The 25,555-nt window shown below is 73.3% G+C and carries 25 protein-coding genes; 6 read left to right on the top strand and 19 right to left on the bottom strand.

Annotated elements, in window-relative coordinates; all coding sequences use genetic code 11:
- Positions 1-370: 370 nt before the first annotated feature.
- Both IE321_RS25745 and IE321_RS25740 read left to right on the top strand, forming a co-directional pair.
- Positions 371-1,153 carry a DUF8842 C-terminal domain-containing protein gene (locus IE321_RS25745; protein ID WP_043223818.1) on the top strand — a complete coding sequence of 261 codons (783 nt, stop codon included), beginning with the start codon at positions 371-373 and terminating at the stop codon, positions 1,151-1,153.
- A gap of 179 nt (positions 1,154-1,332) precedes the next feature.
- Positions 1,333-1,611, top strand: coding sequence for a hypothetical protein (locus tag IE321_RS25740; protein ID WP_306313407.1), 279 nt, complete (start codon positions 1,333-1,335; stop codon positions 1,609-1,611).
- 91 nt (positions 1,612-1,702) lie between these two features.
- On the opposite strand, the gene der is transcribed toward IE321_RS25740, so the two are convergent.
- The 5 genes from der to IE321_RS25715 all read right to left on the bottom strand — a co-directional run bounded on the left by der (position 1,703) and on the right by IE321_RS25715 (position 6,331).
- The gene (der, locus tag IE321_RS25735) at positions 1,703-3,151 is read right to left on the bottom strand and encodes a ribosome biogenesis GTPase Der (RefSeq protein WP_043223815.1); all 1,449 of its coding nucleotides are present in this window, start codon (positions 3,149-3,151) and stop codon (positions 1,703-1,705) included.
- Between the two features lie 75 nt (positions 3,152-3,226).
- Positions 3,227-3,913, bottom strand: coding sequence for a lysophospholipid acyltransferase family protein (locus tag IE321_RS25730; RefSeq protein WP_370531583.1), 687 nt, complete (start codon positions 3,911-3,913; stop codon positions 3,227-3,229).
- Positions 3,868-4,542, bottom strand: a complete 675-nt coding sequence (gene cmk / locus IE321_RS25725; protein ID WP_043223813.1) for a (d)CMP kinase — start codon at positions 4,540-4,542, stop codon at positions 3,868-3,870. The genes IE321_RS25730 and cmk overlap by 46 nt, the downstream gene beginning before the upstream one ends.
- Before the next feature lie 130 nt (positions 4,543-4,672).
- A complete protein-coding gene (locus IE321_RS25720; RefSeq protein WP_043223811.1) occupies positions 4,673-5,761 on the bottom strand; it encodes a prephenate dehydrogenase in 1,089 nt (362 codons plus the stop codon).
- A 126-nt stretch (positions 5,762-5,887) separates the two neighbouring features.
- Positions 5,888-6,331: a YidB family protein gene (locus IE321_RS25715; protein WP_043223810.1), complete on the bottom strand. Its 444-nt coding sequence runs from the start codon at positions 6,329-6,331 to the stop codon at positions 5,888-5,890.
- Between the two features lie 110 nt (positions 6,332-6,441).
- On the opposite strand from IE321_RS25715, the gene IE321_RS25710 reads away from it, so the two are divergent.
- From IE321_RS25710 to IE321_RS25700, 3 genes are read left to right on the top strand one after another with little or no spacing between them, the layout of a single operon-like run.
- Positions 6,442-6,786: a DUF952 domain-containing protein gene (locus tag IE321_RS25710; RefSeq protein ID WP_043223808.1), complete on the top strand. Its 345-nt coding sequence runs from the start codon at positions 6,442-6,444 to the stop codon at positions 6,784-6,786.
- A gap of 55 nt (positions 6,787-6,841) precedes the next feature.
- The gene (locus tag IE321_RS25705; protein ID WP_043223806.1) at positions 6,842-7,300 is read left to right on the top strand and encodes a Rieske (2Fe-2S) protein; all 459 of its coding nucleotides are present in this window, start codon (positions 6,842-6,844) and stop codon (positions 7,298-7,300) included.
- A gap of 16 nt (positions 7,301-7,316) precedes the next feature.
- Positions 7,317-8,006, top strand: a complete 690-nt coding sequence (locus tag IE321_RS25700) for a nucleotidyltransferase domain-containing protein (protein ID WP_190224697.1) — start codon at positions 7,317-7,319, stop codon at positions 8,004-8,006.
- Here the strand turns inward: IE321_RS25700 and IE321_RS25695 are convergent.
- From IE321_RS25695 to pyrG, 14 genes are all read right to left on the bottom strand, one after another.
- Entirely contained in the window at positions 7,986-8,756 is a 771-nt protein-coding gene (locus IE321_RS25695; protein ID WP_190224694.1) for a nucleotidyltransferase domain-containing protein, read from the bottom strand. The two genes, IE321_RS25700 and IE321_RS25695, sit on opposite strands and share 21 nt — an antisense overlap.
- Before the next feature lie 25 nt (positions 8,757-8,781).
- Positions 8,782-9,795 (bottom strand): ADP-ribosylglycohydrolase family protein, encoded by a 1,014-nt coding sequence (locus tag IE321_RS25690; RefSeq protein ID WP_190224693.1) that lies wholly within the window; start codon positions 9,793-9,795, stop codon positions 8,782-8,784.
- Entirely contained in the window at positions 9,792-10,523 is a 732-nt protein-coding gene (locus IE321_RS25685) for an NUDIX hydrolase (RefSeq protein ID WP_043223802.1), read from the bottom strand. The genes IE321_RS25690 and IE321_RS25685 overlap by 4 nt, the downstream gene beginning before the upstream one ends.
- Positions 10,520-11,602: an AAA family ATPase gene (locus IE321_RS25680; RefSeq protein ID WP_190224692.1), complete on the bottom strand. Its 1,083-nt coding sequence runs from the start codon at positions 11,600-11,602 to the stop codon at positions 10,520-10,522. The genes IE321_RS25685 and IE321_RS25680 overlap by 4 nt, the downstream gene beginning before the upstream one ends.
- Positions 11,599-12,252, bottom strand: coding sequence for a nicotinamide riboside transporter PnuC (gene pnuC / locus IE321_RS25675; RefSeq protein WP_190224691.1), 654 nt, complete (start codon positions 12,250-12,252; stop codon positions 11,599-11,601). Before pnuC ends, IE321_RS25680 begins: the two co-directional genes overlap by 4 nt.
- Positions 12,253-12,375: 123 nt before the next feature.
- The gene (locus IE321_RS25670) at positions 12,376-13,506 is read right to left on the bottom strand and encodes a pseudouridine synthase (protein WP_043223799.1); all 1,131 of its coding nucleotides are present in this window, start codon (positions 13,504-13,506) and stop codon (positions 12,376-12,378) included.
- Positions 13,506-14,108, bottom strand: coding sequence for an SMC-Scp complex subunit ScpB (gene scpB, locus IE321_RS25665; protein ID WP_043223798.1), 603 nt, complete (start codon positions 14,106-14,108; stop codon positions 13,506-13,508). The genes IE321_RS25670 and scpB overlap by 1 nt, the downstream gene beginning before the upstream one ends.
- Entirely contained in the window at positions 14,105-15,277 is a 1,173-nt protein-coding gene (locus IE321_RS25660) for a segregation and condensation protein A (protein WP_190224690.1), read from the bottom strand. Before IE321_RS25660 ends, scpB begins: the two co-directional genes overlap by 4 nt.
- Before the next feature lie 47 nt (positions 15,278-15,324).
- Positions 15,325-15,828 (bottom strand): hypothetical protein, encoded by a 504-nt coding sequence (locus IE321_RS25655; RefSeq protein WP_190224696.1) that lies wholly within the window; start codon positions 15,826-15,828, stop codon positions 15,325-15,327.
- Entirely contained in the window at positions 15,825-16,868 is a 1,044-nt protein-coding gene (locus IE321_RS25650) for a ParA family protein (protein ID WP_226651714.1), read from the bottom strand. The genes IE321_RS25655 and IE321_RS25650 overlap by 4 nt, the downstream gene beginning before the upstream one ends.
- 453 nt (positions 16,869-17,321) lie before the next feature.
- Complete coding sequence (gene ald / locus IE321_RS25645) at positions 17,322-18,437, bottom strand: alanine dehydrogenase (RefSeq protein WP_043223795.1); 1,116 nt, start codon at positions 18,435-18,437, stop codon at positions 17,322-17,324.
- Positions 18,438-18,583: 146 nt separating this feature from the next.
- Positions 18,584-20,569 (bottom strand): AAA family ATPase, encoded by a 1,986-nt coding sequence (locus IE321_RS25640; RefSeq protein ID WP_229916536.1) that lies wholly within the window; start codon positions 20,567-20,569, stop codon positions 18,584-18,586.
- Positions 20,570-20,731: 162 nt separating this feature from the next.
- Positions 20,732-21,358: an NUDIX domain-containing protein gene (locus IE321_RS25635; RefSeq protein WP_043223793.1), complete on the bottom strand. Its 627-nt coding sequence runs from the start codon at positions 21,356-21,358 to the stop codon at positions 20,732-20,734.
- Positions 21,359-21,467: 109 nt separating this feature from the next.
- On the bottom strand, positions 21,468-23,120 hold the full coding sequence (gene pyrG / locus IE321_RS25630) for a CTP synthase (protein WP_043223791.1): 1,653 nt from the start codon (positions 23,118-23,120) through the stop codon (positions 21,468-21,470).
- Positions 23,121-23,682: 562 nt separating this feature from the next.
- Here pyrG and IE321_RS25625 point away from each other — a divergent pair.
- On the top strand, positions 23,683-25,485 hold the full coding sequence (locus tag IE321_RS25625) for a glycoside hydrolase family 15 protein (RefSeq protein WP_190224688.1): 1,803 nt from the start codon (positions 23,683-23,685) through the stop codon (positions 25,483-25,485).
- Positions 25,486-25,555 lie beyond the last annotated feature (70 nt).

Below are 25,555 nucleotides of genomic sequence, written 5' to 3'. Positions count from 1 at the left end.
GCCGGGGGCCCCGGGGGCTCCGGCGGTGCCGGGCCCGTCGTCGCCGGGCGCGGCGGAGGCGACGGGCGCCTGGTGGAGGGCGAGCAGCGCCGCCGCGGAGGCCGCCGCGAGCGAGCCGGCTGTCCAAAATCGGATCATCGACATCGCCGCAGGCTAGGTCGGTCTCCGGGGGCCCGGCCCCGTGCCGCGCGGAACACTGTTCACTTCCCACCCGGTCGGAGGCACCCGTCTCCCGCGCTCCTCCGCACGCGCCGGCGGCAAGTTGCCCGGCCTCCACGCGTGACCCCGCCCGCGCCTGACCCGTTGAACTCGGCATGAGACGCCCGGGAAAGGCCCGGGGCCCGTCCGTACCGACTCCAGGGAGCCCTCCGTGCCGCGCATGCTCGACGTCAGCGAGGACGTACGCGCCGAGATCGGCGACGAAGAAGCCGACCGGCTGCTCGCCGGCGACAACGCCCCGGGCAGCTACGACTGCACCTCCTGCCGCACGCCGGGCGACTCCGAGCAGGAGCGGACCAGCACGGTGCTGTTCGTCGGCGAGGAGACCGCGGTCCTCGCGTTCGCCCACGCCAGCTGCATCCCGTCGCAGGTCGTCCGGGTCGCCGAGGACCAGCTCCAGGGCGCCGTCGCCTCCATCACGGCCGCCGACGCCGCCGACGCGCTCACGGCCGCCCACCCCGAGCAGGCCGTGCTCGGCGTCACCAGCGGGCTCGTCCTGATCGACGGCGAGCTGCACCCGGCGCTGGTCGTGGAGCCGACCGCGCCGGTCGCCCGGCCCGGTTCCGACCGGCTCACCGACGAGTTCCTGCCGCTCCTCGCCGAGCAGGGCTTCCACCGGGTCGACGACCTGAACACCCGCCCGGCCGCGCTGCCCGGCTGGTCGGTCCTGGTCGCCATGGGCCAGCTGCACTCGGTGCTCCAGCCCGGCGCGGGCGGCGCGGGCCAGACCGCCTGGTGGCAGGCGCACCAGCCGCTCCAGGTCACCGAGGGCTGGCGCGCGGCGGCCAACAAGTCGCACACGGTGCTGGTCTTCGCCGCCCCGGTCGGCTCCATCGGCCAGCAGCCGCGCGAGGACCTGCTGCGCGACGCCCTGGAGAAGGCCGCGGCGAACGGGCGCCTGGTCGCCGCGGCGATGCCGCTGGCCGGGACCTGATGGACGGCGGGCGTCCGGGGATAGGGCCGGCGCGCGGGCCGCGGGTCCCGACCGTGCCCCGTCCCCGGCGGGCCCCTCTTTCGGAGAGCCGCCCGCATCCGACGGACGGCGGGGTCGTTGGCACCTACGTGCACCCATACGACCCCTCCCCCCAGCCGTATCCGAGTCCGATCCCCGCGATGCGCCCGGCGCAGGACGGACCGGCGGGATTCTCGGCGACGCCGATCTTCGATGCCCTGTACTCGGAGTACCGCCGGTCGTTCCGCACGCTTCCGGGAGACCGCAGCGGCGAGGAGCAGCTGGCGTTCCGGGCCTTCGGCACGGCGAGGAGCACGGGCCTCTCGGGATTCTCGGGGGTCCACGGCCAGCCGTACGCGGCGTACCCGCCGGCCTGGCCGGCGCAGCAGCACCACCCTCCGCAGGCGGCGCTGCCGCCGGGGCCGCGCAGAAGCCCCTGAGCGGGTCGGAGAACGGCCGAGGGCCGGAGTCGTGTCGGCACGACTCCGGCCCTCGGCCGTGTTCCGGGCGCGGGGTCTGCCCCGCGCGGGGTCACTTCTTCTTGCCGCGCTTCTCGCGCACGCGGACCGAGATGTGGATCGGGGTGCCCTCGAAGCCGAACTCCTCGCGCAGCCGGCGCTCGATGAAGCGGCGGTAGCCGGCCTCCAGGAAGCCGGAGGCGAAGAGCACGAAGCGCGGCGGCTTGGTGCCCGCCTGGGTGCCGAAGAGGATGCGGGGCTGCTTGCCGCCGCGGATCGGGTGCGGGTGGGCCGCGACCAGCTCGCCGAGGAAGGCGTTGAGCCGGCCGGTGGGGACGCGGGTCTCCCAGCCGGCGAGGGCGGTCTCGATCGCCGGGACCAGCTTCTCCATGTGGCGGCCGGTCTTGGCGGAGACGTTGACCCGGGGCGCCCAGGCGACCTGCTGCATCTCCGTCTCGATCTCGCGCTCCAGGTAGTAACGGCGCTCCTCGTCGAGCTCGTCCCACTTGTTGTACGCGATGACGATGGCGCGGCCGGACTCGACGGCCATCGTGATGATCCGCTGGTCCTGCACCGAGATGTTGTCGGTGGTGTCGATCAGGATGACCGCGACCTCGGCCTTCTCGACGGCGGCGGCCGTGCGGAGGGAGGCGTAGTAGTCGGCGCCGGCCTGGAGGTGGACCTTCTTGCGGATGCCGGCGGTGTCGACGAACTTCCAGGTCTGCCCGCCGAGCACGATCAGCTCGTCGACCGGGTCGCGGGTGGTGCCGGCCAGCTCGTTGACGACCACGCGGTCCTCGCCGGCCACCTTGTTGAGCAGGGAGGACTTGCCGACGTTGGGGCGGCCGATGAGGGCGATGCGGCGGGGGCCGCCGACGGCGTTGCCGAAGCGCTGCTCGGGGGCCTCGGGCAGCTTCTTCAGGACCTCGTCGAGGAGGTCGCCGGTGCCGCGGCCGTGCAGCGAGGAGACGGGGAACGGCTCGCCGAGGCCCAGCGACCAGAGCATGGCCGCGTCGGCCTCGCCGGACTGGCCGTCGACCTTGTTGGCGGCGAGGACGACCGGCTTGCCCGCGCGGCGGAGCAGCCGGACGACGGCCTCGTCGGTGTCGGTGGCGCCCACGGTGGCGTCCACGACGAAGAGGCAGGCGTCGGCGGCCTCGATGGCGTACTCCGCCTGGGTGGCGACGGAGGCGTCGATGCCGAGGACGTCCTGCTCCCAGCCGCCGGTGTCGACGACCTTGAAGCGGCGGCCCGCCCACTCGGCCTCGTAGGTGACGCGGTCGCGGGTGACGCCCGGCTTGTCCTCGACGACCGCCTCGCGGCGGCCGATGATGCGGTTCACCAGGGTCGACTTGCCGACGTTCGGGCGGCCGACGACGGCGAGGACGGGGAGCGGGCCGTGGCCGGCCTCCTCGATCGCCTCCTCGACGGCCTCGACGTCGAAGCCCTCTTCCGCGGCGAGCTCCATGAACTCCGCGTACTCGGCGTCGCCAAGTGCCCCGTGGTCGTGCTGGTCGTTCATGAAGTCCGTTCCTTGATCATTCGTGGTCGGTGGTCCCGGCGGCCGGAGCCGCGGGCCCACTACTGAGAGTGTCGCTCAGCGCCCGGTGAGGCGCCTGGCGTTTTTCAGGTGGTCGGTGAGGTGCTCCTGGATGCGGAGCGTGGCCTCGTCCAGTGCCTTGCGGGTACGCCGCCCGCTGCCGTCCCCGGCCTCGAAGGCGTCGCCGAAGACGACGTCCACCCGGCTGCGCAGGGCCGGCAGCCCCTTCACCAGCCGTCCGGGCCGCTCGGTGCTGCCCAGCACCGCGACCGGCACGATCGGGGCGCCGCTGCGGACGGCGAAGTAGGCCAGGCCGGCGCGGAGCGAGGCGAAGTCGCCCTCGCCGCGGGTCCCCTCGGGGAAGATCCCGAGGACACCGCCCTGCTCCAGCACGCCGAGCGCGTTGCCGATCGCCTTGCGGTCGGTGGAGTCCCGGTCGACCTTGAGCTGGCCGATGCCCTCCAGGAAGCCGCCCAGCGGCCCGACGAACGCCTCCTTCTTGATGAGGAAGTGCACGGGGCGCGGGGCGGTGCCCATGAGCATGGGGCCGTCTATGTTGTGCGCGTGGTTGACGGCGAGGATGACGGGACCGGAGGCCGGTACCCGCCAGGCGCCGAGGACGCGCGGCTTCCAGAAGCCGTACATCAGCCCGATGCCGATGCGACGGCCGACGGCGGCGCCCTTCGCCGAGGGCTGGGTCACTTCGCGGCCGCCCGCTTCTCCTCGACGAGGGTGACGACGCACTCGATGACCTGGTCGAGGGTGAGCTCGGTCGTGTCGACCTCGACCGCGTCCCCGGCCTTGGCGAGCGGGGAGGTCTTGCGGCTGGAGTCCGCCGCGTCCCGCTTGACCAGGGCCTCCTGCGTGGCCCGCACGTCGACGCCCTTCAGCTCGCCGGAGCGGCGGGCGGCGCGGGCCTCGGGCGAGGCGGTGAGGAAGACCTTGAGGTCGGCGTCGGGAAGGACGGTCGTGCCGATGTCCCGGCCCTCGACGACGATGCCGCGGTCGGCCTCGCGGGCGATGCCGCGCTGGAGCTCGGTGATCAGCGCGCGGACCTCGGGGACGGCGCTGACCGCGCTGACCCGGGAGGTGACCTCCTCGGTCCGGATCGGACCGGAGGCGTCGACGCCGTCGACGGTGATCGTCGGGCGGGACGGGTCGGTGCCGGAGACGATGACGGGCTTGCCGGCGGCGTTCGCCACGGCGTCCGCGTCGGTCACGTCCACCCCGTTGCCGATCATCCACCAGGTGATCGCCCGGTACTGGGCCCCGGTGTCCAGGTAGTGCAGGCCCAGCTTGGCGGCGACCGCCTTCGAGGTGCTCGACTTGCCCGTGCCGGAGGGGCCGTCGATGGCGACGATCACGGATTCCACGGTGAGGGGGCCTTCCTGGGGTGGGTGGCGGTCCCGGCGGCAGCCCGGAACCCCTACAAGGTTACCGAGTCCCCCGCACCGCCCTCTCCCTCCGCCCCCGCGCCCGGCACCGGCGCCCGCCCGCCGGGGCTCAGGGGGTGCGCAGGGACCAGCCCTGGGACTGCAGCGAGTGGGAGAGGGCGGGAGCGGCCTTGGGGTCGACCATGAGCTGGACCAGGCCCGCCTGCTGCCCGGTCGCGTGCTCGATCCGCACGTCCTCGATGTTCACCCCGGCCCGCCCGGCGTCCGCGAAGATCCGCGCCAGCTCGCCGGGCTTGTCGCTGATGAGGACCGCGACCGTCTCGTAGGCCGTCGGCGCCGCCCCGTGCTTGCCGGGCACCCGCGCGCGCCCCGCGTTCCCGCGGCGCAGCACGTCCTCGACGCCCGCCGCCCCGTCCCGCCGCCGCTCCTCGTCCGGCGACTGCAGCGCCCGCAGCGCCCGTACCGTCTCGTCGAGGTCGGCGGCGACGCCGGAGAGGACGTCGGCGACGGGCCCCGGGTTGGCGGAGAGGATCTCGATCCACATCCGCGGGTCGGACGCGGCGATCCGCGTGACGTCCCGTATCCCCTGCCCGCAGAGCCGTACGGCCGACTCCTCCGCCTCCTCGAGCCGCGCCGCGACCAGGGAGGAGACGAGCTGGGGGGTGTGGGAGACGAGGGCGACGGCGCGGTCGTGGGCGTCGGCGTCCATGACGACGGGCACGGCCCGGCAGAAGGCGACGAGCTCCAGCGCGAGGTTGAGGACCTCGGTGTCGGTGTCCCTGGTCGGGGTGAGCACCCAGGGCCGGCCCTCGAAGAGGTCGGCGGTGGCCGCGAGCGGGCCCGAGCGCTCCTTGCCGGACATGGGGTGGGTGCCGATGTACGGGGTGAGGTCGAGGCCCAGCGCCTGGAGTTCCCGCCGGGGGCCGCCCTTGACGCTGGCGACGTCGAGGTAGGCGCGGGCGGTCCCCGCGCCCATCGCCTCGGCGAGGGTGGCGGCGACGTGGGCCGGCGGTACGGCGACGACGGCCAGGTCGACGGTGCCCTCGGGCTCCGTGTCGGTGCCCGCGCCGAGCGACGCGGCGGTCCGGGCGCTCGCCGGGTCGTGGTCGCGCAGGTGGACCGTGACGCCCCGGCCGGCGAGGGCGAGTGCGGCGGAGGTGCCGATCAGTCCGGTTCCGATGACGAGCGCTGTTCTCACGGGGCGGTGTCCTTGGGGGCGCGGGGCGGAGAGGCCCCAGCCTAGTCAGCCGCCGGGGGCGTCCGCGCCCGTGCCCGTCCCGCGAGACGCGGGACGGGCACGGTTCCGGGGAGGCGTCCGGGCGCGTCAGAGCTTCTGCGCGCGGATGATGTCCTCCAGCGACCCGCCCTGCGGGAGCGTGCCGCCCGGGGTCAGCTTGTCCACGGCCTGCGGCAGCGACTGCGCGATCTCGTCGGCGGCCTGCTGCGGGCTGACGCCGGCGTCCCGCGCGACCTGCTGGAGGGTCTCGTCGGGGAGGGCCTGGGCGATCTGGGCGCCGTCGACGGGCTTGTTGTCGCCGGTGCCGATCCAGGACTGGGCCTGGTCGGCGAGGCCGGACCTGGTGAGCATGTCGAGGAGCCCGCCGAGCGGGTTCTGCCCGCCGCCCGCGCCGCCGCTCCCCTGGCCGCCGCCCGCGAGGGCGCCGAGCAGGGAGCCCAGGATGCCGCCGGCGCCGCCGGATCCGCCCTGTCCCGCGCCTCCGCCGCCGAGCAGGGAGCCGAGGAGACTGCCGAGATCGTTGCCCGCCATGGGTTCTGCCTTTCGTCCGGTGAACAGCCCCGATCGTCTCAATCTCACTCATACCGCCCCATTCCGCCACCCGGTGTAAGGGCCGGCCCGCGAGCGGGTAGAAAGGGCGGATGCTGCTCCATGTCATCCCCTTCGACGAGTGGGCCGACTGGTCCGCCGACCCCGGTCGCCCCTACGCCCCGCCGTCGCTCTCCGCCGAGGGCTTCGTGCACTGCTCGGCGGACGAGCCGTCCGCTCTGGCGGTCGCCGACGCCCACTACCGGGACGCGCCGGGCCCGCTGCTCGTGCTGGTGATCGACGAGTCCCTGCTCACCGGGGAGGTCCGCTGGGAGGGGTCGGAGGACCGGCTCTTCCCGCACGTGTACGGGCCGGTCGAGCGGGCCGCGGTGACCGCCGTCCTGGAGGTGCTGCGGGACACGGACGGCCGTGCGGGGGAGTTGGTGCCCTGGGTGTAGCCCGGGCCCGGCGTGTTGCGGGGGCGGCGGCGCGGACGGCGGGAAGCTGGCCCGTATGACTTCACGGACGACACCCCGCCGAACGGTCCTGCTCGCCACGGCGGCCCTGACCACGGCGACCGCCGCGACGACCACCGGCTGCGGCTCGGACGACGGCGGGGGCGGCGGCACGGAGTCGAGCGCCCCGGCCTCCGCCGAACCCAGCTCCGCGCCGGGGACGGCCGGCGGCACCCCGCTCACCGCCACCTCGGAGATCCCGGTGGGCGGCGGCACGGTCTTCAAGGACCGGAAGGTGGTCGTCACCCAGCCGACCGAGGGCGAGTTCAAGGCGTTCTCGGCGGTCTGCACCCACCAGGGCTGTCTGGTGGACAAGGTCGCGGACGGCACCATCGACTGCCCCTGCCACGGCTCGAAGTACCGCATCGCCGACGGCTCGGTGGCGGCCGGTCCGGCGCCCCGCCCGCTGCCCGCGGAGGAGATCACCGTCTCCGGGGGGACGATCACCCTCGCGTAGCCTGGCCGCCATGGACATGTCCCCCGAGGCCCTCGTGCGCGAGCACACCGTCTACGCCTGTGTGATGGGCTCGCGCGCCTTCGGCCTGGCCACCGAGGACAGCGACACCGACGTCCGGGGCGTCTACCTCGCCCCCACCCCGCTCTTCTGGCACTTCGACAAGCCCCCGGCGCACGTGGAGGGACCGGCCCCGGAGCAGTTCAGCTGGGAGCTGGAACGCTTCTGCGAACTGGCCCTGCGCAACAACCCGAACGTCCTGGAGTGCCTCCACTCCCCGCTCGTCACCCACACCACCGAATGGGGCCGCGCACTCCTCGACCTGCGCGGCGCCTTCCTCTCCCGCCAGGCCCACGGCACCTTCGTGCGCTACGCGGGCGGCCAGCGCCGCAAGCTGGAGGCCGACGTCCGCCAGTACGGGCGTCCGCGCTGGAAGCACGCCATGCACCTGCTGCGGCTGCTGGGCAGCTGCCGGGACCTGCTGCGCACCGGCGAGCTGCGGATCGACGTGGGCGGGGACCGGGAGCGGCTGCTCGCCGTCAAGCGCGGCGAGGTCCCGTGGCCCGAGGTCGAGAGCTGGATGAACCGCCTCCAGGACGAGGCCGACACCGCCCTCGACAGCAGCCCGCTGCCCGCCGCCCCGGACCACGCGCGCGTGCAGGACCTGCTGGCCCGCGCCCGCCGCGCGTCAGCCCTCCAGGTGCTCTAGCCGGAGCCGTACGACCAGGTCGTGGAGGGCGTCACCGGCGCGGACCGCGTCCGGGAGGCCCGACGCCTCCTGGGCGGCGTCGAGCACCCCGTGCAGGACCTCCACCTCGGCCCGTACGTCCTCCGGCACGACCGCGGCGGCGCCGTGCTCGGCGGCCGTCTTCGCGGCGACCAGGCCGGGGATCCGGGCCGGGGCCTCCGGCACCTCCTCCACGAGGGTCGGCAGGTGGGCCTGGACCTCGCCGGAGCGCATCAGGTGGATGCCGGTGAGCAGCGCCCGGTAGGTGTAGAGCAGCGGCTTGAGCTCGCCGCTCTTCTCGAAGAGCCGCCACTGGGTCGCGGCGAAGCCCCGGTAGTGGTGGGCGTGGTGGGTGGTGAGCACCCCGGGCACGAGGGCGGTCAGCTCGGCGTGCGCCGGGCTGGTGTGCACGACCAGCGGCGAGGTCAGCTGCTCCAGGACGTAGCCGTTGCGGCGCAGCATCAGCCGGGCGAACTTCCGCAGGTCGTGCGTGACGAGGTCCATCTCGACCCCGTCCCGGTCCCACGTCCGGTCCCGGGTCTCCTCGGGCTCCCGGAGCCCGACCAGCGCCGCGGCGGGCAGCAGGTGGACCCCCCGCAGGTCCACGTCGGAGTCGCGGGACGGGAAGCCGTACAGGTGGGCTCCGGAGACCGTGGCGAAGAGGAGGGGGTCGGGTTCCCCGGCCACCACGGCGGTCAGTTCGGCCTGGTGGGCCTCAAGGGTGAGCGTCATGGGGCCCCAGCCTTCCAGAACCGCCTCACGCGTCCCAGAGGGCCCCGAGTTCCAGCAGCTCGTCCCGGTGCTCGATCCGCGCGGTCCACTCGGCGGGCCAGGCGTCCGCCCCCAGGTGGGCGCCCGCGAAGGCGCCGGCGAGGGCGGCGATCGAGTCGGAGTCGCCGCGCGTGCAGGCCGCCCGGCGCAGGGCGGTCAGCGGCTCGCCGGGGAAGAGCAGGAAGCAGAGCAGCCCGGTGGCGAGCGCCTCCTCCGCGATCCAGCCGTCGCCCGTGTACGTACAGGGGTCGAGCTCCGGGTCGGCGGTGCGCTGCACGGAGTCGAGCCGTTCGAGCACGGCGAGGCACTCGTCCCAGCCGCGCCGGACGAAGTGCCCGGCGTCCGGGTCCTGCGAGCGGGTCCACAGGTCGCCGAGCCAGCGCTCGTGGTACCGGTCCCGGTTCTCGTACGCGTACGAGCGCAGCTGCCCGACGAGCCCGGCCGGGTCGACCCCCTGGGCGAGCAGCCACACGGCCCGCGCGGTGAGGTCGGAGGCGGCGAGCCCGGTGGGGTGCCCGTGGGTGAGCGCGGCCTGGAGCTGGGCGGCGCCGGCCCGCTGCTCGTCGCTCAGCCCGGGGACGAGCCCGATGGGAGCGACGCGCATGTTGGCACCGCAGCCCTTGGACCCGATCTGGCTGGCGTCCTGCCAGCGGCGGTCGCTGTCGAGGAGCCGACAGGCGAGCAGGCAGGTGTTGCCGGGGGCGCGGTTGTTCTCCGGGGAGTGGTACCAGTCGACGTACTCGTCGCGCACGGGCCGGGCGAGCCGGTGCGGGGTGAGCAGGCCGCTCTCCATGGCGGTCCGGACCCCTCGGGCGAAGGCAAGGGTCATCTGGGTGTCGTCGGTGATGTACGCGGTCCCCCGCGTCACCGGCAGCTCCATCTCCCGCCAGGGCCCGCACTTCGCGAGGATCGCGGGCACGTCGTTGAACTCGGTCGGGAAACCCAGCGCGTCCCCCAGCGCCAGCCCCATCAGCGTCCCCGTGGCAGCCTGCTTGTTCATGCGGATCGTCCTTCCGGTCGGAGCAGCGGCGGGTGGAGGGCGGTGGCCCCTCCCGCCCGGTAGAGCGCGGCCGGTTTCCCCCGTCCGCCGGTGCGGCGCGGCGGTCCCTCCACGGCCTCGACGAAGCCGGGGGTGGTGAGGACCTTGCGCCGGAAGTTGGGGCGGTCCAGCGGGACGCCCCAGACCGTCTCGTAGACCTCCCGCAGCTCGCCGAGGGTGAACTCGGGCGGGCAGAAGGCGGTGGCGAGGCAGGTGTACTCCAGCTTGGCGCCGACCCGCTCGCGGGCGTCGGCGAGGATCAGGTCGTGGTCGAAGGCGAGCGCCGGCACCTCGTCGTAGGGCAGCCAGCGGGCCTCCGCCGCGTCGCCGCCGCCGCGCGGTTCGGGCAGGTCGGGGACGAGGGCGGTGTACGCGACGGAGACGACCCGCATCCTCGGGTCGCGGTCCGGTTCGGTGTAGGTGCGGAGCTGTTCGAGGTGGAGTCCGGCGACGACGGCCCCGGGCAGCCCGGTCTCCTCGGCGAGTTCGCGGCGGGCGGCGGTGCCGGCGGACTCGCGGGGCAGCACGAAGCCGCCGGGGAGCGCCCAGGCCCCGGCGTACGGCTCCTGGCCGCGCTGGACGAGGAGGACGTGCAGCCGGCCGCCGCGGACGGTGAGGACGGCGAGGTCGACGGTGACGGCGAAGGGCTCGAAGGCCCGGGGGTCGTACCCCTCGGGGCGGGTGGTCATCTGCGCTCCGGGAGGGGGTCGGTGAGGTGCGGGCCCTCGGCGAGCAGCGCGTCCACGGCGGCGACGGCGGCGGCCAGGCGCTCCTCGTGGGGGCCGGTGAGGACGACGGTGCGGCGGCCGCTGTGGGCGAGCTGGGCGAGGAAGCGGGCGGTCATCCAGGGGCGGAGGTGTTCGCCGTCGCGCAGTCCGTCGTCCTCGAAGTCGACGCCCCGGTGGTCGGTGAGCAGCCAGAGGTGCTGCCGGCCGCGGGCGGCGATCTCGCCGGTGGCGGCGCTGGTGGTGCCCAGGTAGCGCTCGTGCCAGATGGTGGTGGCGAAGGCGTCGGTGTCGCAGAAGAGGACGGGCGAGCCGGCCCGGGCCGCCTCCTCCTCCAGCTCGGCCTGGCGCTGGGCGATGACGGGGAAGTCGGCGGTGTGGAAGGCGACCTCGGACCAGTCCGCGCCGGGGCGGACGGCCCGCAGCTCGGCGAGCTTGAGTTCGCTGTACTCGCGGCCGTACTCGGGGACGTAGCGGGTGCGGGCCCAGATCCCGCCGCGCCGCCGGTAGTGGTCGGCGAGGGCGAGGGCCATGGTGGTGGTGCCGGTGGACTCGGCGCCGAGGACGACGATCCGGCGGGTGAGGGCGGCCCGGACGGGTGCCTCCAGGTGGTCCCAGGTGCCGGCCGGGTCGGCGCGGACGGCGGTGCCGGAGACGGGGAAGGCGGTGCGGTCGGGGTCGACGAGGACGGACGCGGCGCCGAAGCGCCGGGCGAGCTCCTCGCCGTACGGCTCCGAGGTGAAGACGGCGTCGACGGGTTCGGGGACGGCGGCCCGGAAGACCGCCATGTGGGCGTCCCAGACGGCGGGGTCGGTGAGGTCGACGGGGATGTCGTCGACGGCGCCGACGACGAGGGCGTCGGGGTGGACCTCGCGCATCCAGGCGACCCGGTCCTCCAGCGGCAGGGACTCGACGGAGGAGGCGCAGACGAGGACGGTGACGCGCTCGCAGGCGGCGAGGGCGGTGCGGACGAGGTGGTGGTGGCCGGCGTGCGGCGGATAGAACTTGCCGAGGACGAGCCCGTGGCCGTGGCGGGTGCTCACGCGGTCGCCCCCAGCGGGCGGCGGGCGGTGGCGAGGTCGCGGCTCCAGCCGCGCAGGCCGGCCACGCAGAGGGCCATGAAGCCGACGTACAGCAGCGAGGTCAGGTAGAGCCCCTTGTAGGCGTAGAGGGGCACGTAGACCACGTCGGCGGCGATCCACAGCCACCAGGACTCCAGGCGCTTGCGGCACTGGCCGTAGGTGGCCGCGAGGGAGAGCCCGGTGGTGAGGGCGTCCCAGAAGGGGACGGTGGAGTCGGTGGCCCGGTCCAGGAGGAGGGTGAGGGCGAGGGTCCCCACCGTCCCCGCCGCGAGCAGCCAGGCCCCTTCGGTGCGGGTGGTGCGCCGCACCGGAAGGGCCCCGGCGGAGCCTGGTCCACCCCCGTGGGTCCAGGTCCACCAGCCGTAGGCGGCGAGGACGATGAAGACGATCTGGAGGCCGGCGTCGGCGTAGAGCCCGGCCTGGGTGAAGAGCAGCACGAAGAAGAGGTTGTTGGCGATGCCGACCGGCCAGTTGGCCAGGTGCTGCCGGGCGACGAGCCAGACGCAGAGGGCTCCGGTGCCGAAGCCGAGGACCTCGGTCCAGGCGACCGGGGTGTCCAGCAGCGTGAAGAGGGGCCGCTGGAGGGGTTCGAGTACGTCCGCGAGGCTCACGCCCGCCTCCTTAAGAGTCACTGTGACTATAAAAGGTGGCAGGGGCCGCGCACAAGGCCGGACGACGCGAAGGGGCCCGTATCCGCGACGCGGATACGGGCCCCTTCCGGAAGGAGGCGGGTCCTACAGACCGACTTCCTTCATCAGCATGCCGACCTCGGTGTTGGACAGGCGGCGCAGCCAGCCCGACTTCTGGTCGCCCAGCCCGATCGGGCCGAAGGCGGTGCGGACGAGCTTCTCCACCGGGAAGCCCGCCTCGGCGAGCATCCGGCGCACGATGTGCTTGCGGCCCTCGTGGAGCACGACCTCGACCAGGTAGTTCTTGCCGAGCTGCTCGACCACGCGGAAGTGGTCGGCGCGGGCGTAGCCGTCCTCCAGCTCGATGCCGTCCTTGAGCCGCTTGCCGACCTCGCGGGGCAGCGGGCCGGTGACGGCCGCCAGGTAGGTCTTCTTCACGCCGTACTTCGGGTGGGTGAGACGGTGGGCCAGCTCACCGTGGTTGGTGAGGAGGATGATGCCCTCGGTCTCGGTGTCGAGCCGGCCGACGTGGAAGAGCCGGGTCTCGCGGTTGGTGACGTAGTCGCCCAGGCACTGGCGGCCGTCGGGGTCCTCCATGGTGGAGACGACGCCGGCCGGCTTGTTCAGCGCGAAGAACTGGTACGACTGGGTCGCCACGGAGAGGCCGTCGACCCGGATCTCGTCGCTGTCCTGCACCCGGAGGCCCTGCTCCAGGACGATCTCGCCGTTGACCTCGACGCGGGCCTGCTCGATCAGCTCCTCGCAGGCACGGCGCGAGCCGTAACCGGCGCGGGCCAGCACCTTCTGCAGCCGCTCGCCCTCCTGCTCGGCGCCCGGGAAGGTCTTGGGGGTCTTGACCTGGGGCTTGTTCGCGTACCGCTCCCGATTGCGCTCCTCGGCCCGGGCGTCGTACTCGCGCGAGCGCGCCGGAGCGGCCGCGCGGCCGCCGCCCCGCGACTGCTGCTGCTTCGGGGACTGCTTCGGGCCGCCCTTGGCACCGCCGCGGGCCGCGTCACCGCGGCCCTTGCGGGCGCCGGAGCCGCCCTGGGGGCCGTCGGAGGGCATGCTCACGTCGTAGCTGCGCTCCTCGGGGCGGGCCTTGCGGGGGCGGCCGGCGCTCTGGCCGCGCTCGTCGCGGCCGTTGCCCGCGCCCCGGTAGTTGTTGCCGCGGCCGCCGCTCTTGGCACCACGGCTCCCGCCGTTGCTTCCGCTGTTCCTGCCGCTGCTGCTTCGCATCACGCTTCCGTCGTCTCTTCGTCCACTGGTTCGTCCCTGTCGGGATCGAACGACGGAACGCCTTCCAGGGAGTCCGGCTCGACCGCGTCCGCCTCGGGGAGGAAGGGCGCGAGCTCCGGGAGCTCGTCCAGGCCGCGCAGGCCCATCCGCTCCAGGAAGTAGTTCGTCGTCCTGTACAGGATCGCACCTGTTTCGGGTTCCGCGCCCGCCTCCTCCACGAGACCCCGCTGGAGGAGGGTCCGCATCACGCCGTCGCAGTTGACCCCGCGGACGGCGGAGACCCGGGAACGGCTGACCGGCTGGCGGTACGCGACCACCGCCAGGGTCTCCAGGGCGGCCTGGGTCAGCCGGGCCTGCTGGCCGTCCAGGACGAAGGCCTCGACGGCGGCGGCGTGCGCGGGGCGGGTGTAGTAGCGCCAGCCGCCGGCGACCCGGCGCAGCTCGAAGCCGCGCCCGTCGGCGGTGTACTCGTCGGCCAGCTCGTGCAGGGCGTCGGCGACCTCGCGCGGGGTGCGGTCGAGGACCTTGGCGAGGTGGGCCTCGCCGGCGGGCTCGTCGACGACCATGAGGACGGCTTCGAGGGCGGGCTTGAGGTCGCTCATGCGGACGGGTCCTCCTGGTCGAATTCCTGGGTCACTCGGGTCTCGCCGTCCCCGCCGGTCCAGGAGACCGTGAGCCTGCCCAGCGCGTCCTCCTGGTCGAGGGCGACGGCCTTCTCCCGGTACAGCTCCAGGAGGGCGAGGAAGCGGGCGACGACGGTCAGGGTGTCCCCGGCGGCGTCCTCGACCAGCTCCCGGAAGTCCAGGGTGCCGCGCTCGCGCAGCAGGGCGGCGACGATCCCCGCCTGCTCCCGGACGCTGACCAGCGGGGCGTGGATGTGGTCCACGTAGACCTGCGGCGCGGCCCTGGGCCGCATCGCCTTCACCGCGAGCTTCGCGAGGCCCTCGGCGCCGATCGTGAGGACGACCTCGGGCAGCAGCTCGGCGTGGTGCGGCTCCAGGCCCACGGTCCGGGGGTGGCGCCGACCCTCCGCCTCCCAGCGCTCGGCGAAGATCTCGGCGATCCGCTTGTACGCCCGGTACTGCAGGAGCCGGGCGAAGAGCAGGTCGCGGGCCTCCAGGAGCGCGAGGTCGGCCTCGTCCTCCACCTCGGCGGCGGGCAGCAGCCGGGCGGTCTTGAGGTCGAGCAGGGTGGCGGCGACCACCAGGAACTCGGTGGTCTGGTCGAGGTCCCCGTCCGGCCCGAGCCCGCGCAGATGGGCCATGAACTCGTCGGTGACCTGCGAGAGCGCGACCTCGGTGACGTCGAGCTTGTGCTTGGTGATCAGCTGGAGCAGCAGGTCGAAGGGCCCCTCGAAATTGGCCAGCCGCACGGTGAACCGCCCCCCGGCGACCCCACCACCGGCCGCCGGCGCGTCTCCGGGGGCGCCTTCCGGCTCCTCTGCCGCCGGCGCGCCTCTGGGGACGCCCTCGGGCCCCTCGGACGCCGGCGCGCCTCCAGGGCCCTCGTCAGGCTCGCTCCCGGGCCGCGGTGCGGGGGGCTCGGACGCCGTCGCCGCGGGCTGCGGCTCCGTGGGCTCGGGCTCCGTGGGCTCCGGCTCCGGCTCCGTGGGCGCGGGCTGCGGCTCGGGAGCCCGGGTGGGCCCGGTGGGCGGCTCGGGAGCCGGGGCGGCGGTCGTGGGGGGCTCCTGTCCGGTCCCGGAAACGCCGCCGCCCCGTCCCAGCGCGCGGCGGCGCGGTGGGCGGGGCGTTTCGTCGGCGTGCTGGTGCATCGGGGCGGTTCCAGGAGTGCGGGGGCGGGGCCGCCCGCAGGCTACCGTCAGCGGCCGCGCAGACGGCGGACGAGGATGCTCGCGTCGCCCCGGGACTCCAGGTCCGCCAGGACCACGGCGACCGCCTCGCGGACGATGCGGCCGCGGTCGACGGCGAGGCCGTGCTCGCCGCGCAGCACCAGCCGCGCGTGCTCCAGGTCCATCAGTTCCTCGGCGGAGACGTAGACCGTGATCTTCTCGTCGTGCCGTTCCCGGCCGCTGGGGCGCCGGTTGGCGGCCCGGCCGCGGCGGCGAGCGGGCGCGCCCGCCTGGGCGGCCGGCTTCACGGGGGCGGGCTGCTGCGCGGGGGCCGGCTGGGCCTCCCGGGCGCGCGCCTCGGCCGCCTCCGAGGAGGCCGCCGCGTGCTCGGCGGAGCCGGCGGCACCGCCGTCCGCGCCGGCCGCCGTGTCGCTCTCACCCGCCGGAGCGGGAACGGTTCGGCGGGGCGAGGACGACTGCAGCGCCATCCCCCCGGTCGTACGGAAGAGTTCGTCGGCTCCGGGCAGACTCACTCGGCGTGACACCGGGCGAGCACCTCCCTGGCGAGCTGGCGGTAGGCGGCGGCGCCCACGGAGTTGGAGGCGTACGTCGTGATGGGCTCGCCGGCGACCGTGGTCTCCGGGAAGCGCACCGTCCGGCCGATCACCGTGTGGTAGACGTGGTCGTCGAACGCCTCGACGACGCGCGCGAGCACCTCGCGGGAGTGGACGGTCCGGGAGTCGTACATCGTGGCGAGGATGCCGTCGAGCTCCAGCTCGGGGTTGAGCCGCTCCTGGACCTTCTCGATGGTCTCGGTGAGCAGCGCGACACCGCGCAGCGCGAAGAACTCGCACTCCAGCGGCACGATGACCTTGTGAGCCGCCGTCAGGGCGTTCACGGTCAGCAGGCCGAGCGAGGGCTGACAGTCGATCACGATGTAGTCGTAGTCGTTCATCAGCGGCTTGAGGGCGCGCTGGAGCGTGGACTCGCGCGCGACCTCGGAGACCAGCTGCACCTCGGCGGCGGAGAGGTCGATGTTGCTCGGCAGCAGGTCCATGTTGGGGACCGCCGTCTTGAGCAGCACCTCGTCCGCCGACATGCCCCGCTCCATGAGCAGGTTGTAGACGGTGAGGTCGAGCTCCATCGGGTTCACGCCGAGGCCGACCGACAGGGCGCCCTGCGGGTCGAAGTCGACGAGCAGCACCCGTCGGCCGTACTCGGCGAGCGCGGCACCCAGGTTGATGGTCGACGTGGTCTTGCCGACGCCGCCCTTCTGGTTGCACATCGCGATGATCTTGGCGGGACCGTGGTCGGTCAGCGGGCCCGGGATCGGGAAGTACGGCAGCGGCCGTCCGGTCGGGCCGATCCGCTCGCGGCGCTGGCGGGCAGCGTCGGGCGCGAGGGTGGCCGCGTACTCCGGGTCGGGCTCGTACTCGGCGTCGGGGTCGTAGAAGTGCCCCTCGGGCAGCTCGTCGTAGGCGGCGAAGTGGGTGGACTCTCGGCCCATCTCGTTGCCGGCCGTGGCGTTCACGTGTAGGCCGTCCATCGTCTTCAGCGTGTGGGTTGTCGTCATGGGGCGGCGCGTCGCGAAGGTCCGCACCGCGACGGAGCCGACCGGGGCACCTGGCGCAGCGCTCCCGGGAGTAAATGTCGACTCATTCACAAGTCGTCTTACCTCCTTGGACGTGACCAGGAACATTTATCGATAGGTCAGCGTGGCACCATGCCGACGGTTGGCGACTCTATGGCGTGTCACCGGTCCGCAGCAACACAATCGCCCGGACCCGGCCCGATGTGTCGGCAACCGAACACGCCTCTGTCAAGGGTGCGCAGCCATGCATCCACACGTTTCAGGGGTGTGCGAAACGGTTAAAGGGTTACGTTCGAGGCGAGTTGACCGAACGTTTTGGCGTGGCCGGAGACACAGCCGGCCGGACCTTGTCGAACAAGGTCCGGCCGGGTGCGTGACATTGACGGCAGGCGTTGACGGGGCCGTCCGCGGAGCCGTCGCCAGGGGCGGCTCGGGTCAGCCGATGAGGGTGCTCAGCTCGACGTGCTCGTAGCCGTGCGCCTCGGCGACCTCCTTGTAAACCACCTTGCCGTCATGGGTGTTGAGGCCCAGACCGAGGGCGGCGTCGCGGCGCAGCGCCTCGACCCAGCCGTTGTTCGCCAGCGACACGATGTAGGGCAGCGTGGCGTTGGTGAGCGCGTAGGTGGAGGTGTTCGGGACCGCGCCGGGCATGTTGGCGACGCAGTAGAAGACCGAGTTGTGGACCTGGAAGGTCGGCTCGGCGTGGGTGGTCGGGTGCGAGTCCTCGAAGCAGCCGCCCTGGTCGATCGCAATGTCGACAAGGACACTTCCGGGCTTCATCTTGGCGACGAGCTCGTTGGTGACCAGCTTCGGGGCCTTGGCGCCCGGGATGAGGACGGCGCCGATGACGAGGTCGGCCTCGACGACGGCCTTCTCCAGCTCGTAGGCGTTGGAGACCATCGTCTGCACCTTGGTGCCGAAGATCTTGTCGGCCTCGCGGAGCTTGTTGATGTCGCGGTCGAGCAGGGTCACGTGGAAGCCCATGCCGACGGCGATCTGGGTGGCGTTCCAGCCGGAGACGCCGCCGCCGATGACGACGGCCTTGCCGGCGTGGGTGCCGGGGACGCCGCCGGGGAGCACGCCGCGGCCGCCGGCCGGGCGCATCAGGTGGTAGGCGCCGACCTGCGGGGCCAGGCGGCCCGCGACCTCGGACATCGGGGCGAGCAGCGGGAGCGCGCGGTTCGCGGTCTCGACCGTCTCGTAGGCGATGGCGGTGGTGCCGGACTCCAGGAGGGCGTCCGTGCACTCCTTCGAGGCGGCCAGGTGCAGGTAGGTGAAGAGCGTCTGGTCCTTGCGGAGGCGGTGGTACTCCTCCGCGATCGGCTCCTTGACCTTGAGGAGCAGGTCGGCGGTGGCCCAGACCTCGTCGGCGGTGGCGAGGATCTCGGCACCGGCGGCCACGTACTCCTCGTCCGTGATCGAGGAGCCGACGCCGGCGTTCTGCTCGATGAAGACCTGGTGGCCGTTGCGGACGAGCTCGTGGACACCGGCGGGGGTGATGGCCACGCGGAACTCGTTGTTCTTGACCTCGCGGGGGATGCCGACCTTCATCGTCGATCACGGTCCTTGAATCAGGGGGATAACTGGTGCACTGCGATACATACCCGGATGCACTGCGGCGCACCGGGGCAGACCACGTTCGAACGCGGCGGAACCAGTCTAATGAAGGAGTTCCCGCTGTCTAGCCTTTCAAAGTACTAATCTTCTGCGGAGCCACTGCGGATTTCGTAGGCAGGACGTCCGGTTTCCAGTAGACGGTCCGCCGCGGCCCGGTGCAGACGCGCCGCGGCCGGGTCGCCGAGCCGGTCCAGGGTGTCGGCGAGCCGCAGCTGGAGCGCCGCCTGGAGCCGGGTGTCCTGGGCGCGGCGGGCCCACTCGACGGCCTCCTCGCAGGTCCGCAGCGACTCCTCGGGCCGGCCCGCGTACTCCTGCACCCGCGCCGCCTCGCTCAACGCCCGCGCGTGGCCCGGGAGATCGCCGAGCCTGCGGTATCCGGCGGCCGCCGCCCGCCAGTGCCGCAGCGCCTCGCCGTACCGCCCCGCGTAGGTCTGCACGGCGCCGAGGCGGGCGTACAGCCGTGCCTGGTCGGCCCGCTCGTCGTGGGCGAGGCGCTGGGCGAGGGCACGGCCGTACCAGTCGCCGGCCCGCTGCCAGTCGCCGAGCTCCTGATAGCTGCCACCTACGGATTCCATTGCGCGACCCGTCGCGTACGGATCATTTGCTTGCCTTCCGGCCTCCCATGCCAACCGATATCGCAGCAGAGCGTCCTTGGCGCGACCGGTCCGCGCGTCGAGGTCGCCGAGGTTCAGCAGGGCCGCGGCCCGCTCGCGGTGCAGTCCGCGCCGCTCGGCCACGTCCAGCACGAGCCGGTGCAGCCCGTACAGGTCGGGCGCCGCCGCCTCGGCGCCGCCGTGCGCGGTGAGCGCCCGCACCAGGGAGGCGATGAGCCGGCGGGCGAGGGTGTCCAGCTCGCCGTCGGCGACCGCGAGCGGGGCGCAGGCCAGCAGCGCCGGGCGGCGGGAGGCCAGCCAGCGCGCGGCGTCCTCGGGAGCGGGGAAGCGCAGGGCCCGCGGCAGGCCGGCGAGCTTGCGCCGGGCCGGGGAGCCCTCGGGTTCGGTGACCGCACGGCAGGACTGGAGGAGCCGTACGGTCCGCTCCAGCATCCGGGCCCGGGCGAGCTGCACCTCGGCGGGCCGGTCGCGCTCCTCCAGCTGGGCGCGAAGGAGGGGGACGAGATGGCCGGGGGCCTCGTACTCCCCGTCCCCGGCCTCGGAGACCAGGCCCAGGCGGGCGAAGTCCGCGAGCGTGGTCGCCGCCGCCTGGACCGAGCAGCCGGCCAGGGCGGAGGCGGTGTGGGCGTCGGCCCGGCCGAGCGGGGCGATCGCCAGGTAGCGCAGTATCCGGGCGGCCGGCTGGGGCAGCGCCTGGTGGGCGAGGAGGAAGGTGCGGGTGAGGGGGTCGCCGTTGAGGCCGCGCAGCCGCTTGGCCAGGTCGGCGACCGAGGTCTCGGGCCGGCCGGCCAGCCAGCCGCCGGCGAGGACCACCGCGCCGGGCAGTCCGCCGCACTCCTCGACCAGCGCCTCGGCGGCCTGCGGGTCGACGGTGATGCGGACCGAGCCGGTGGCGGAGGTCAGCAGTTCGATGGCGGACTTCGGGTCGAGCCCGCCCAGGGTGCAGGGCCGGACGTCCGGGATGCCGGTGAGCGGCCCCTCGGAGACCGCGACGACGAGCGCGTCGGGGTTGTCCGGGAGCAGTGGATCGGCCTGCTCGGCGTCGACGGCGCCGTCGAGCAGCAGCACCGCCCGGCGTCCGCCGAGCGCCTCGCGGACCAGTTCGGTCAGCTCGTCCTCGGTGGCGCCGGGCGGTTCCGCGACACCGAGGTCGCGCAGCAGTTCGCGGGCGGCCCGGGCGGTGGGCACCGGCTCCCCGCCGGGCTCGGTGAGCCGGGCGCGGTAGACGCCGTCGGGGTAGCGGTCGGCGACCGAGGCGATCAGCTCCTCGGCGAGCGCGGTCCGGCCGGATCCGGGCCGTCCCGCGACGAGCAGGACGCGGGCGCGGGGCGCCTTGCGCCCGGTGAGGGTGTCCAGACCGGTCCGCTCGATGTCGGCGCGGAGGGCCTTCAACTCCCGCTGCCGGCCGTAGAACTGCCGGCTGCCGGCCGCCGCCACCGCCTGATCCGTCACGGGCCACACTCCCGTCCACCTGCGCACGAGCCGATCCCGCGGGGGACTCCGCACGGGCGTGTACGAGCGTAGTTCAGCCCTCCGCACGGACCCGGCGGAGCGTGGCGGACACATCCCCCGATCGGATCAACAGACAGTCACACCGGTTGAGGGGGCGGGTCGCTACGCCTCGAACGGACGGGCCGGCCAGGGGGCGTCGGCCGGCCGCAGGGCGTCGACGCCGTCGCCCGCGCGGGCCGCGACCAGCGACAGGACGCCCACGACCAGGCAGTTGTTGTGCAGCTCGCCGGCGAGGACACCGCGGACCAGCTCGTCCAGCGGGATCCGCGCCACCTCCATGTCGGCCTCCTCCTCGGCGACCGCGTACCGCTCCCCCTCCGCCTCGGCGAGGTCGCGCGCCAGGAAGATCCGTACGGCCTCGTCGCAGCCGCCCGGGGTGGTGTAGACGTCCGCGAGCACCCGCCACTCCCCCGCCTTGGCGTACGCCTCCTCGTACAGCTCGCGCTGCGCGGCGTGCAGCGGGTTCTCGCCGGGCACGTCGAGCAGTCCGGCCGGGATCTCCCACAGCTTCTGCCGCACCGGGTGCCGGTACTGCCGCAGCACGAGCACCCGGTCCTGGTCGTCCAGGGCCAGGACGGCCACCGAGCCCGGGTGGACCTGGTAGTCACGGCGGACGACGGAGCCGTCCGGCATGACCACCTCGTCCGTGCGGACACTCGTCTTGTTGCCCGTGAAGGGGGTGGTGGTGGCGACGACCCGCCACTCCTCCGGGGTGTCCTGCACCTGCATCGGTAGTCCTCCCACGTACGACCCATACGACCGCGTAACGACCGCGTACAAAAGCCGGGGTACCGGCCCCCCGTGTGAGGACCCGTACCCCGGCTACGTTAACGCCTTGCTACTTCTTGCCCGTCTTGCGCTCGACGGCCGCCTTGACCAGGCCCGCGAAGAGCGGGTGGGGGCGGGTCGGGCGGGACTTCAGCTCCGGGTGCGCCTGGGTGGCGACCAGGTAGGGGTGGATCTCCTTCGGGTACTCGACGAACTCGACGAGCTTGTTGTCCGGGGAGGTGCCGGAGAAGACCAGGCCGGCCTTCTTCTCCAGCTCGGCGCGGTAGGCGTTGTTCACCTCGTAGCGGTGACGGTGGCGCTCCTCGACGTACGGCTCGCCGTCGTAGGTCTCGCGGACGACGGAGCCCTCGGCGAGCTTCGCCGGGTAGAGGCCCAGGCGCATCGTTCCGCCCAGGTCGCCGGCGCCCTCCACGTAGGCCAGCTGCTCCTCCATCGTGGAGACGACGGGGTGCGCGGTGGCCGGGTCGAACTCGGTGGAGTTGGCGTCCGGGATGTCCGCCAGGTTCCGCGCGGCCTCGATCACGATGCACTGGAGGCCCAGGCAGATGCCGAGCAGCGGCACCTTGTTCTCGCGGGCGTACTGGATCGCGCCGATCTTGCCGTTCACGCCGCGGTCGCCGAAGCCGCCGGGGATGAGGATCGCGTCGACGTCGCCGAGCTGCTTCTCGGCACCGGCCGGGGTCTTGCAGTCGTCGGAGGTGACCCACTTGACCTTGACGCGGGCCTTGTTGGCGAAGCCGCCGGCGCGCATGGCCTCGGTGATCGAGAGGTAGGCGTCGGGCAGGTCGATGTACTTGCCGACGAGCGCGACGCTGACCTCGTGGTCGGGGTTGTGGACGCGGTCCAGGAGGTCCTCCCAGACGGTCCAGTCCACGTCGCGGAAGGGCAGGTCGAGCTTGCGGACGACGTAGGCGTCCAGGCCCTCGGTGTGCAGCACCTTCGGGATGTCGTAGATCGACGGGGCGTCGATCGCGGCGACGACCGCGGCCTCGTCGACGTCGCACATCAGCGAGATCTTGCGCTTGATGGCGGTCGGGACCTCGCGGTCGGCGCGCAGCACGATCGCGTCGGGCTGGATGCCGATGTTGCGCAGGGCGGCGACCGAGTGCTGGGTCGGCTTGGTCTTCAGCTCGCCGGAGGGGCCGATGTAGGGCAGCAGCGAGATGTGCACGACGAAGACGTTGTCGCGGCCGACCTCGTGGCGGACCTGGCGGACGGTCTCCAGGAAGGGCAGCGACTCGATGTCGCCGACCGTGCCGCCGACCTCGGTGATGACGACGTCGACGTCGTCGGTGGCCATGCGGCGGATCCGCGACTTGATCTCGTTGGTGATGTGCGGGATGACCTGCACGGTGTCGCCGAGGTACTCGCCGCGCCGCTCCTTGGCGATCACCTGCGAGTAGACCTGGCCGGTGGTGACGTTGGCCGAGCCGTCGAGGTCGACGTCGAGGAAGCGCTCGTAGTGGCCGATGTCCAGGTCGGTCTCGGCGCCGTCGTTGGTGACGAACACCTCACCGTGCTGGAAGGGGTTCATCGTGCCCGGGTCGACGTTGAGGTACGGGTCGAGCTTCTGCATCGTGACCCGCAGGCCCCGGGCCTTGAGGAGCGCACCCAGGCTGGAGGCGGTGAGGCCCTTGCCGAGCGAGGAGGCGACACCCCCGGTGACGAAGATGTGCTTGGTCGTCGTGGATTTGGGCGGCATCGCCAAGAGGGGGCTCCCGTGGTCGCGTTCTGGAGGTGCGAAGCGGCAGGTCCTCCGGAAGAATCGGGGGTGCCGTCGCTGCGGTTTCGGGGGTTTCGGCTGGCGCCGTTTCCCACCGGTCCACGGGGTACCAGGGTATCAGTGACATCCGGAGACCGCTTCCGGCCACACGCCCGGCGCATGGGCCGACCGGGTGGGGCGGGCTCCCGAGGAGCCGATTTCCGGGGCGGAAGGGGGAGACCATCCAGGGGAAACGTTCGGGCAAACTTCCGGAGAACACCCTGTTCACCGTCGCGTTCACCCGTATGGAGCAGCGCGTTACGCGGGTGATCACCACGGTCACTACTGTGCGGACCATCCCGCCCGGCCCCGTCGCCGGGCGGCCCGGCCGCCGGCACCACCCCCGCCCGTGGAACCGGACCGGGAGCCCGTGTCGCTTCCCCCCGACCCGCTGCCGGAGCCGCGCATCCCGCACACTGGCACCGCGGGCACCTCCCGCAACCCGCAACATCTGCGCACGCGCCCCGAGGGGCGGACAGGCCGTTCGACTGGAGTGAAGCACGTGGCCGGGCGTATCGAGGATTACGCACTCATCGGGGACATGCAGACCGCGGCACTGGTCTGCCGGGACGGCAGTGTCGACTGGCTCTGCCTCCCCCGCTTCGACTCGCACGCGGTCTTCGCGGGGCTGCTCGGCACCGAGGAGCACGGCTTCTGGAGAGTGGGCCCGGCCGGCCCGGACGACGCCGAGCCGGCCCCCGCCGACCGCCGCCGCTACCGGGGCGACTCGCTGATCCTGGAGTCCGAGTGGGACACCCCGCGGGGCACGGTCCGGGTGACCGACTTCATGCCGCCGCGCGACGGCGCCCCCCAGCTGATCCGGATCGTGGAGGGGATCAGCGGCCGGGTGCGGATGCGCTCCGCGCTGCGGATGCGGTTCAGCTACGGCCGGATCGTGCCCTGGGTGCACAAGGTCGGCGAGCGCACGGTCGCGGTGGCCGGACCCGACTCCGTCTGGTTCGACACCGACGCCGAGACCCACGGCGAGGACCTCACCACCTACTCCGAGTTCACCGTCACCCCCGGCGACCGGATCACCTTCACCCTCTCCTGGCAGCCCTCGCACAAGGAGCCGCCGGCCCTGCCGGACCCGGAGGGCTCCCTGGAGGCCACCGCCGGCTTCTGGCGCGACTGGGTGGAGCACTGCACCTACCACGGCCCCTACCGGGAGGCCGTGGTCCGCTCGCTGATCACCCTGAAGGCGCTCACGTACGCCCCGACCGGCGGGATCGTCGCCGCGCCGACGACCTCGCTGCCGGAGGAGATCGGCGGCGTACGGAACTGGGACTACCGCTACACCTGGCTGCGGGACGCCGCCATCACCCTCTCCTCGATGCTGCGCACCGGCTACCGCGAGGAGGCCCGCGCCTGGCGGGACTGGCTGCTGCGCGCGGTCGCCGGCGACCCGGAGAACCTCCAGATCATGTACGGCATCGCGGGCGAGCGGGAGCTCGGCGAGGCGGAGCTGGACTGGCTGCCGGGGTACGAGAACTCGGGCCCCGTCCGGGTCGGCAACGGCGCCGCGAACCAGCTCCAGCTCGACGTGTACGGCGAGGTCACCGAGGCCCTGCACCTGGCCCACATGACCGGCCTGTCCCGCAACGACTACGCGGCCCTGCTCCAGATCAAGCTGATCAACTACCTGGAGAAGAACTGGGACCAGCCCGACGAGGGCATCTGGGAGGTCCGCGGCCCGCGCCGGCACTTCACCCACTCCAAGGTGATGGCCTGGGTGGCGGTCGACCGCACGATCAAGCTCATCGAGTCCGGTGACGCCGACGGCCCGCTGGAGCGCTGGCGCGAGCTGCGCGACGAGATCCACCGGGACGTCTGCGAGAAGGGCTACGACAAGGAGCGGAACACCTTCACCCAGTCGTACGGCTCCAAGGAGCTGGACGCCTCGCTGCTGCTCATCCCGCAGATGGGCTTCCTGCCGCCGGACGACAAGCGGGTGATCGGCACGATCGAGGCGATCCAGCGCGAGCTGTCCACCGAGGACGGCTTCGTGCTGCGCTACCCGACGGCCGGCGAGGAGGCGGGCGTCGACGGCCTGGAGGGCGACGAGGGCGCGTTCCTCGCCTGCTCCTTCTGGCTCGCCGACGACCTGGCGATGATCGGCCGGGTCGACGAGGCCCGCACCCTCTTCGAGAAGCTGCTGTCGCTCCGCAACGACCTGGGGCTGCTCGCCGAGGAGTGGGACCCGCGGCTCCAGCGGCAGGTGGGCAACTTCCCGCAGGCGTTCAGCCACGTCCCGCTGATCGACACCGCCCTGCGGCTGACGGCGAGCGGGGCGTACGGCGGCTGAGCCCGGGGGCGCGCCGCGGCCGAGCGGCGTGCCCCGGGGGCCGGACCTACCATGAGAGTGTCCTGGCCCC

Source organism: Streptomyces hydrogenans (genome assembly GCF_014656075.1).
Classification (GTDB): Bacteria; Actinomycetota; Actinomycetes; order Streptomycetales; family Streptomycetaceae; genus Streptomyces; species Streptomyces hydrogenans.
The sequence above is the reverse complement of the archived record's forward strand: the minus strand, read 5'-3'. Positions and strand labels throughout refer to the sequence as shown.

What these genes read in the sequence shown, in the direction of transcription:
- IE321_RS25740 (WP_306313407.1), top strand. Translation starts at nt 1,333, where the DNA reads ATGCGCCCGGCGCAGGACGGACCGGCGGGATTCTCGGCGACGCCGATC.
- der (WP_043223815.1), bottom strand. Translation starts at nt 3,151, where the DNA reads ATGAACGACCAGCACGACCACGGGGCACTTGGCGACGCCGAGTACGCG.
- IE321_RS25715 (WP_043223810.1), bottom strand. Translation starts at nt 6,331, where the DNA reads ATGGCGGGCAACGATCTCGGCAGTCTCCTCGGCTCCCTGCTCGGCGGC.
- IE321_RS25710 (WP_043223808.1), top strand. Translation starts at nt 6,442, where the DNA reads ATGCTGCTCCATGTCATCCCCTTCGACGAGTGGGCCGACTGGTCCGCC.
- IE321_RS25705 (WP_043223806.1), top strand. Translation starts at nt 6,842, where the DNA reads ATGACTTCACGGACGACACCCCGCCGAACGGTCCTGCTCGCCACGGCG.
- IE321_RS25700 (WP_190224697.1), top strand. Translation starts at nt 7,317, where the DNA reads ATGTCCCCCGAGGCCCTCGTGCGCGAGCACACCGTCTACGCCTGTGTG.
- IE321_RS25695 (WP_190224694.1), bottom strand. Translation starts at nt 8,756, where the DNA reads ATGACGCTCACCCTTGAGGCCCACCAGGCCGAACTGACCGCCGTGGTG.
- IE321_RS25690 (WP_190224693.1), bottom strand. Translation starts at nt 9,795, where the DNA reads ATGAACAAGCAGGCTGCCACGGGGACGCTGATGGGGCTGGCGCTGGGG.
- IE321_RS25685 (WP_043223802.1), bottom strand. Translation starts at nt 10,523, where the DNA reads ATGACCACCCGCCCCGAGGGGTACGACCCCCGGGCCTTCGAGCCCTTC.
- IE321_RS25670 (WP_043223799.1), bottom strand. Translation starts at nt 13,506, where the DNA reads ATGCGAAGCAGCAGCGGCAGGAACAGCGGAAGCAACGGCGGGAGCCGT.
- scpB (WP_043223798.1), bottom strand. Translation starts at nt 14,108, where the DNA reads ATGAGCGACCTCAAGCCCGCCCTCGAAGCCGTCCTCATGGTCGTCGAC.
- IE321_RS25660 (WP_190224690.1), bottom strand. Translation starts at nt 15,277, where the DNA reads ATGCACCAGCACGCCGACGAAACGCCCCGCCCACCGCGCCGCCGCGCG.
- IE321_RS25650 (WP_226651714.1), bottom strand. Translation starts at nt 16,868, where the DNA reads ATGACGACAACCCACACGCTGAAGACGATGGACGGCCTACACGTGAAC.
- ald (WP_043223795.1), bottom strand. Translation starts at nt 18,437, where the DNA reads ATGAAGGTCGGCATCCCCCGCGAGGTCAAGAACAACGAGTTCCGCGTG.
- IE321_RS25635 (WP_043223793.1), bottom strand. Translation starts at nt 21,358, where the DNA reads ATGCAGGTGCAGGACACCCCGGAGGAGTGGCGGGTCGTCGCCACCACC.
- pyrG (WP_043223791.1), bottom strand. Translation starts at nt 23,120, where the DNA reads ATGCCGCCCAAATCCACGACGACCAAGCACATCTTCGTCACCGGGGGT.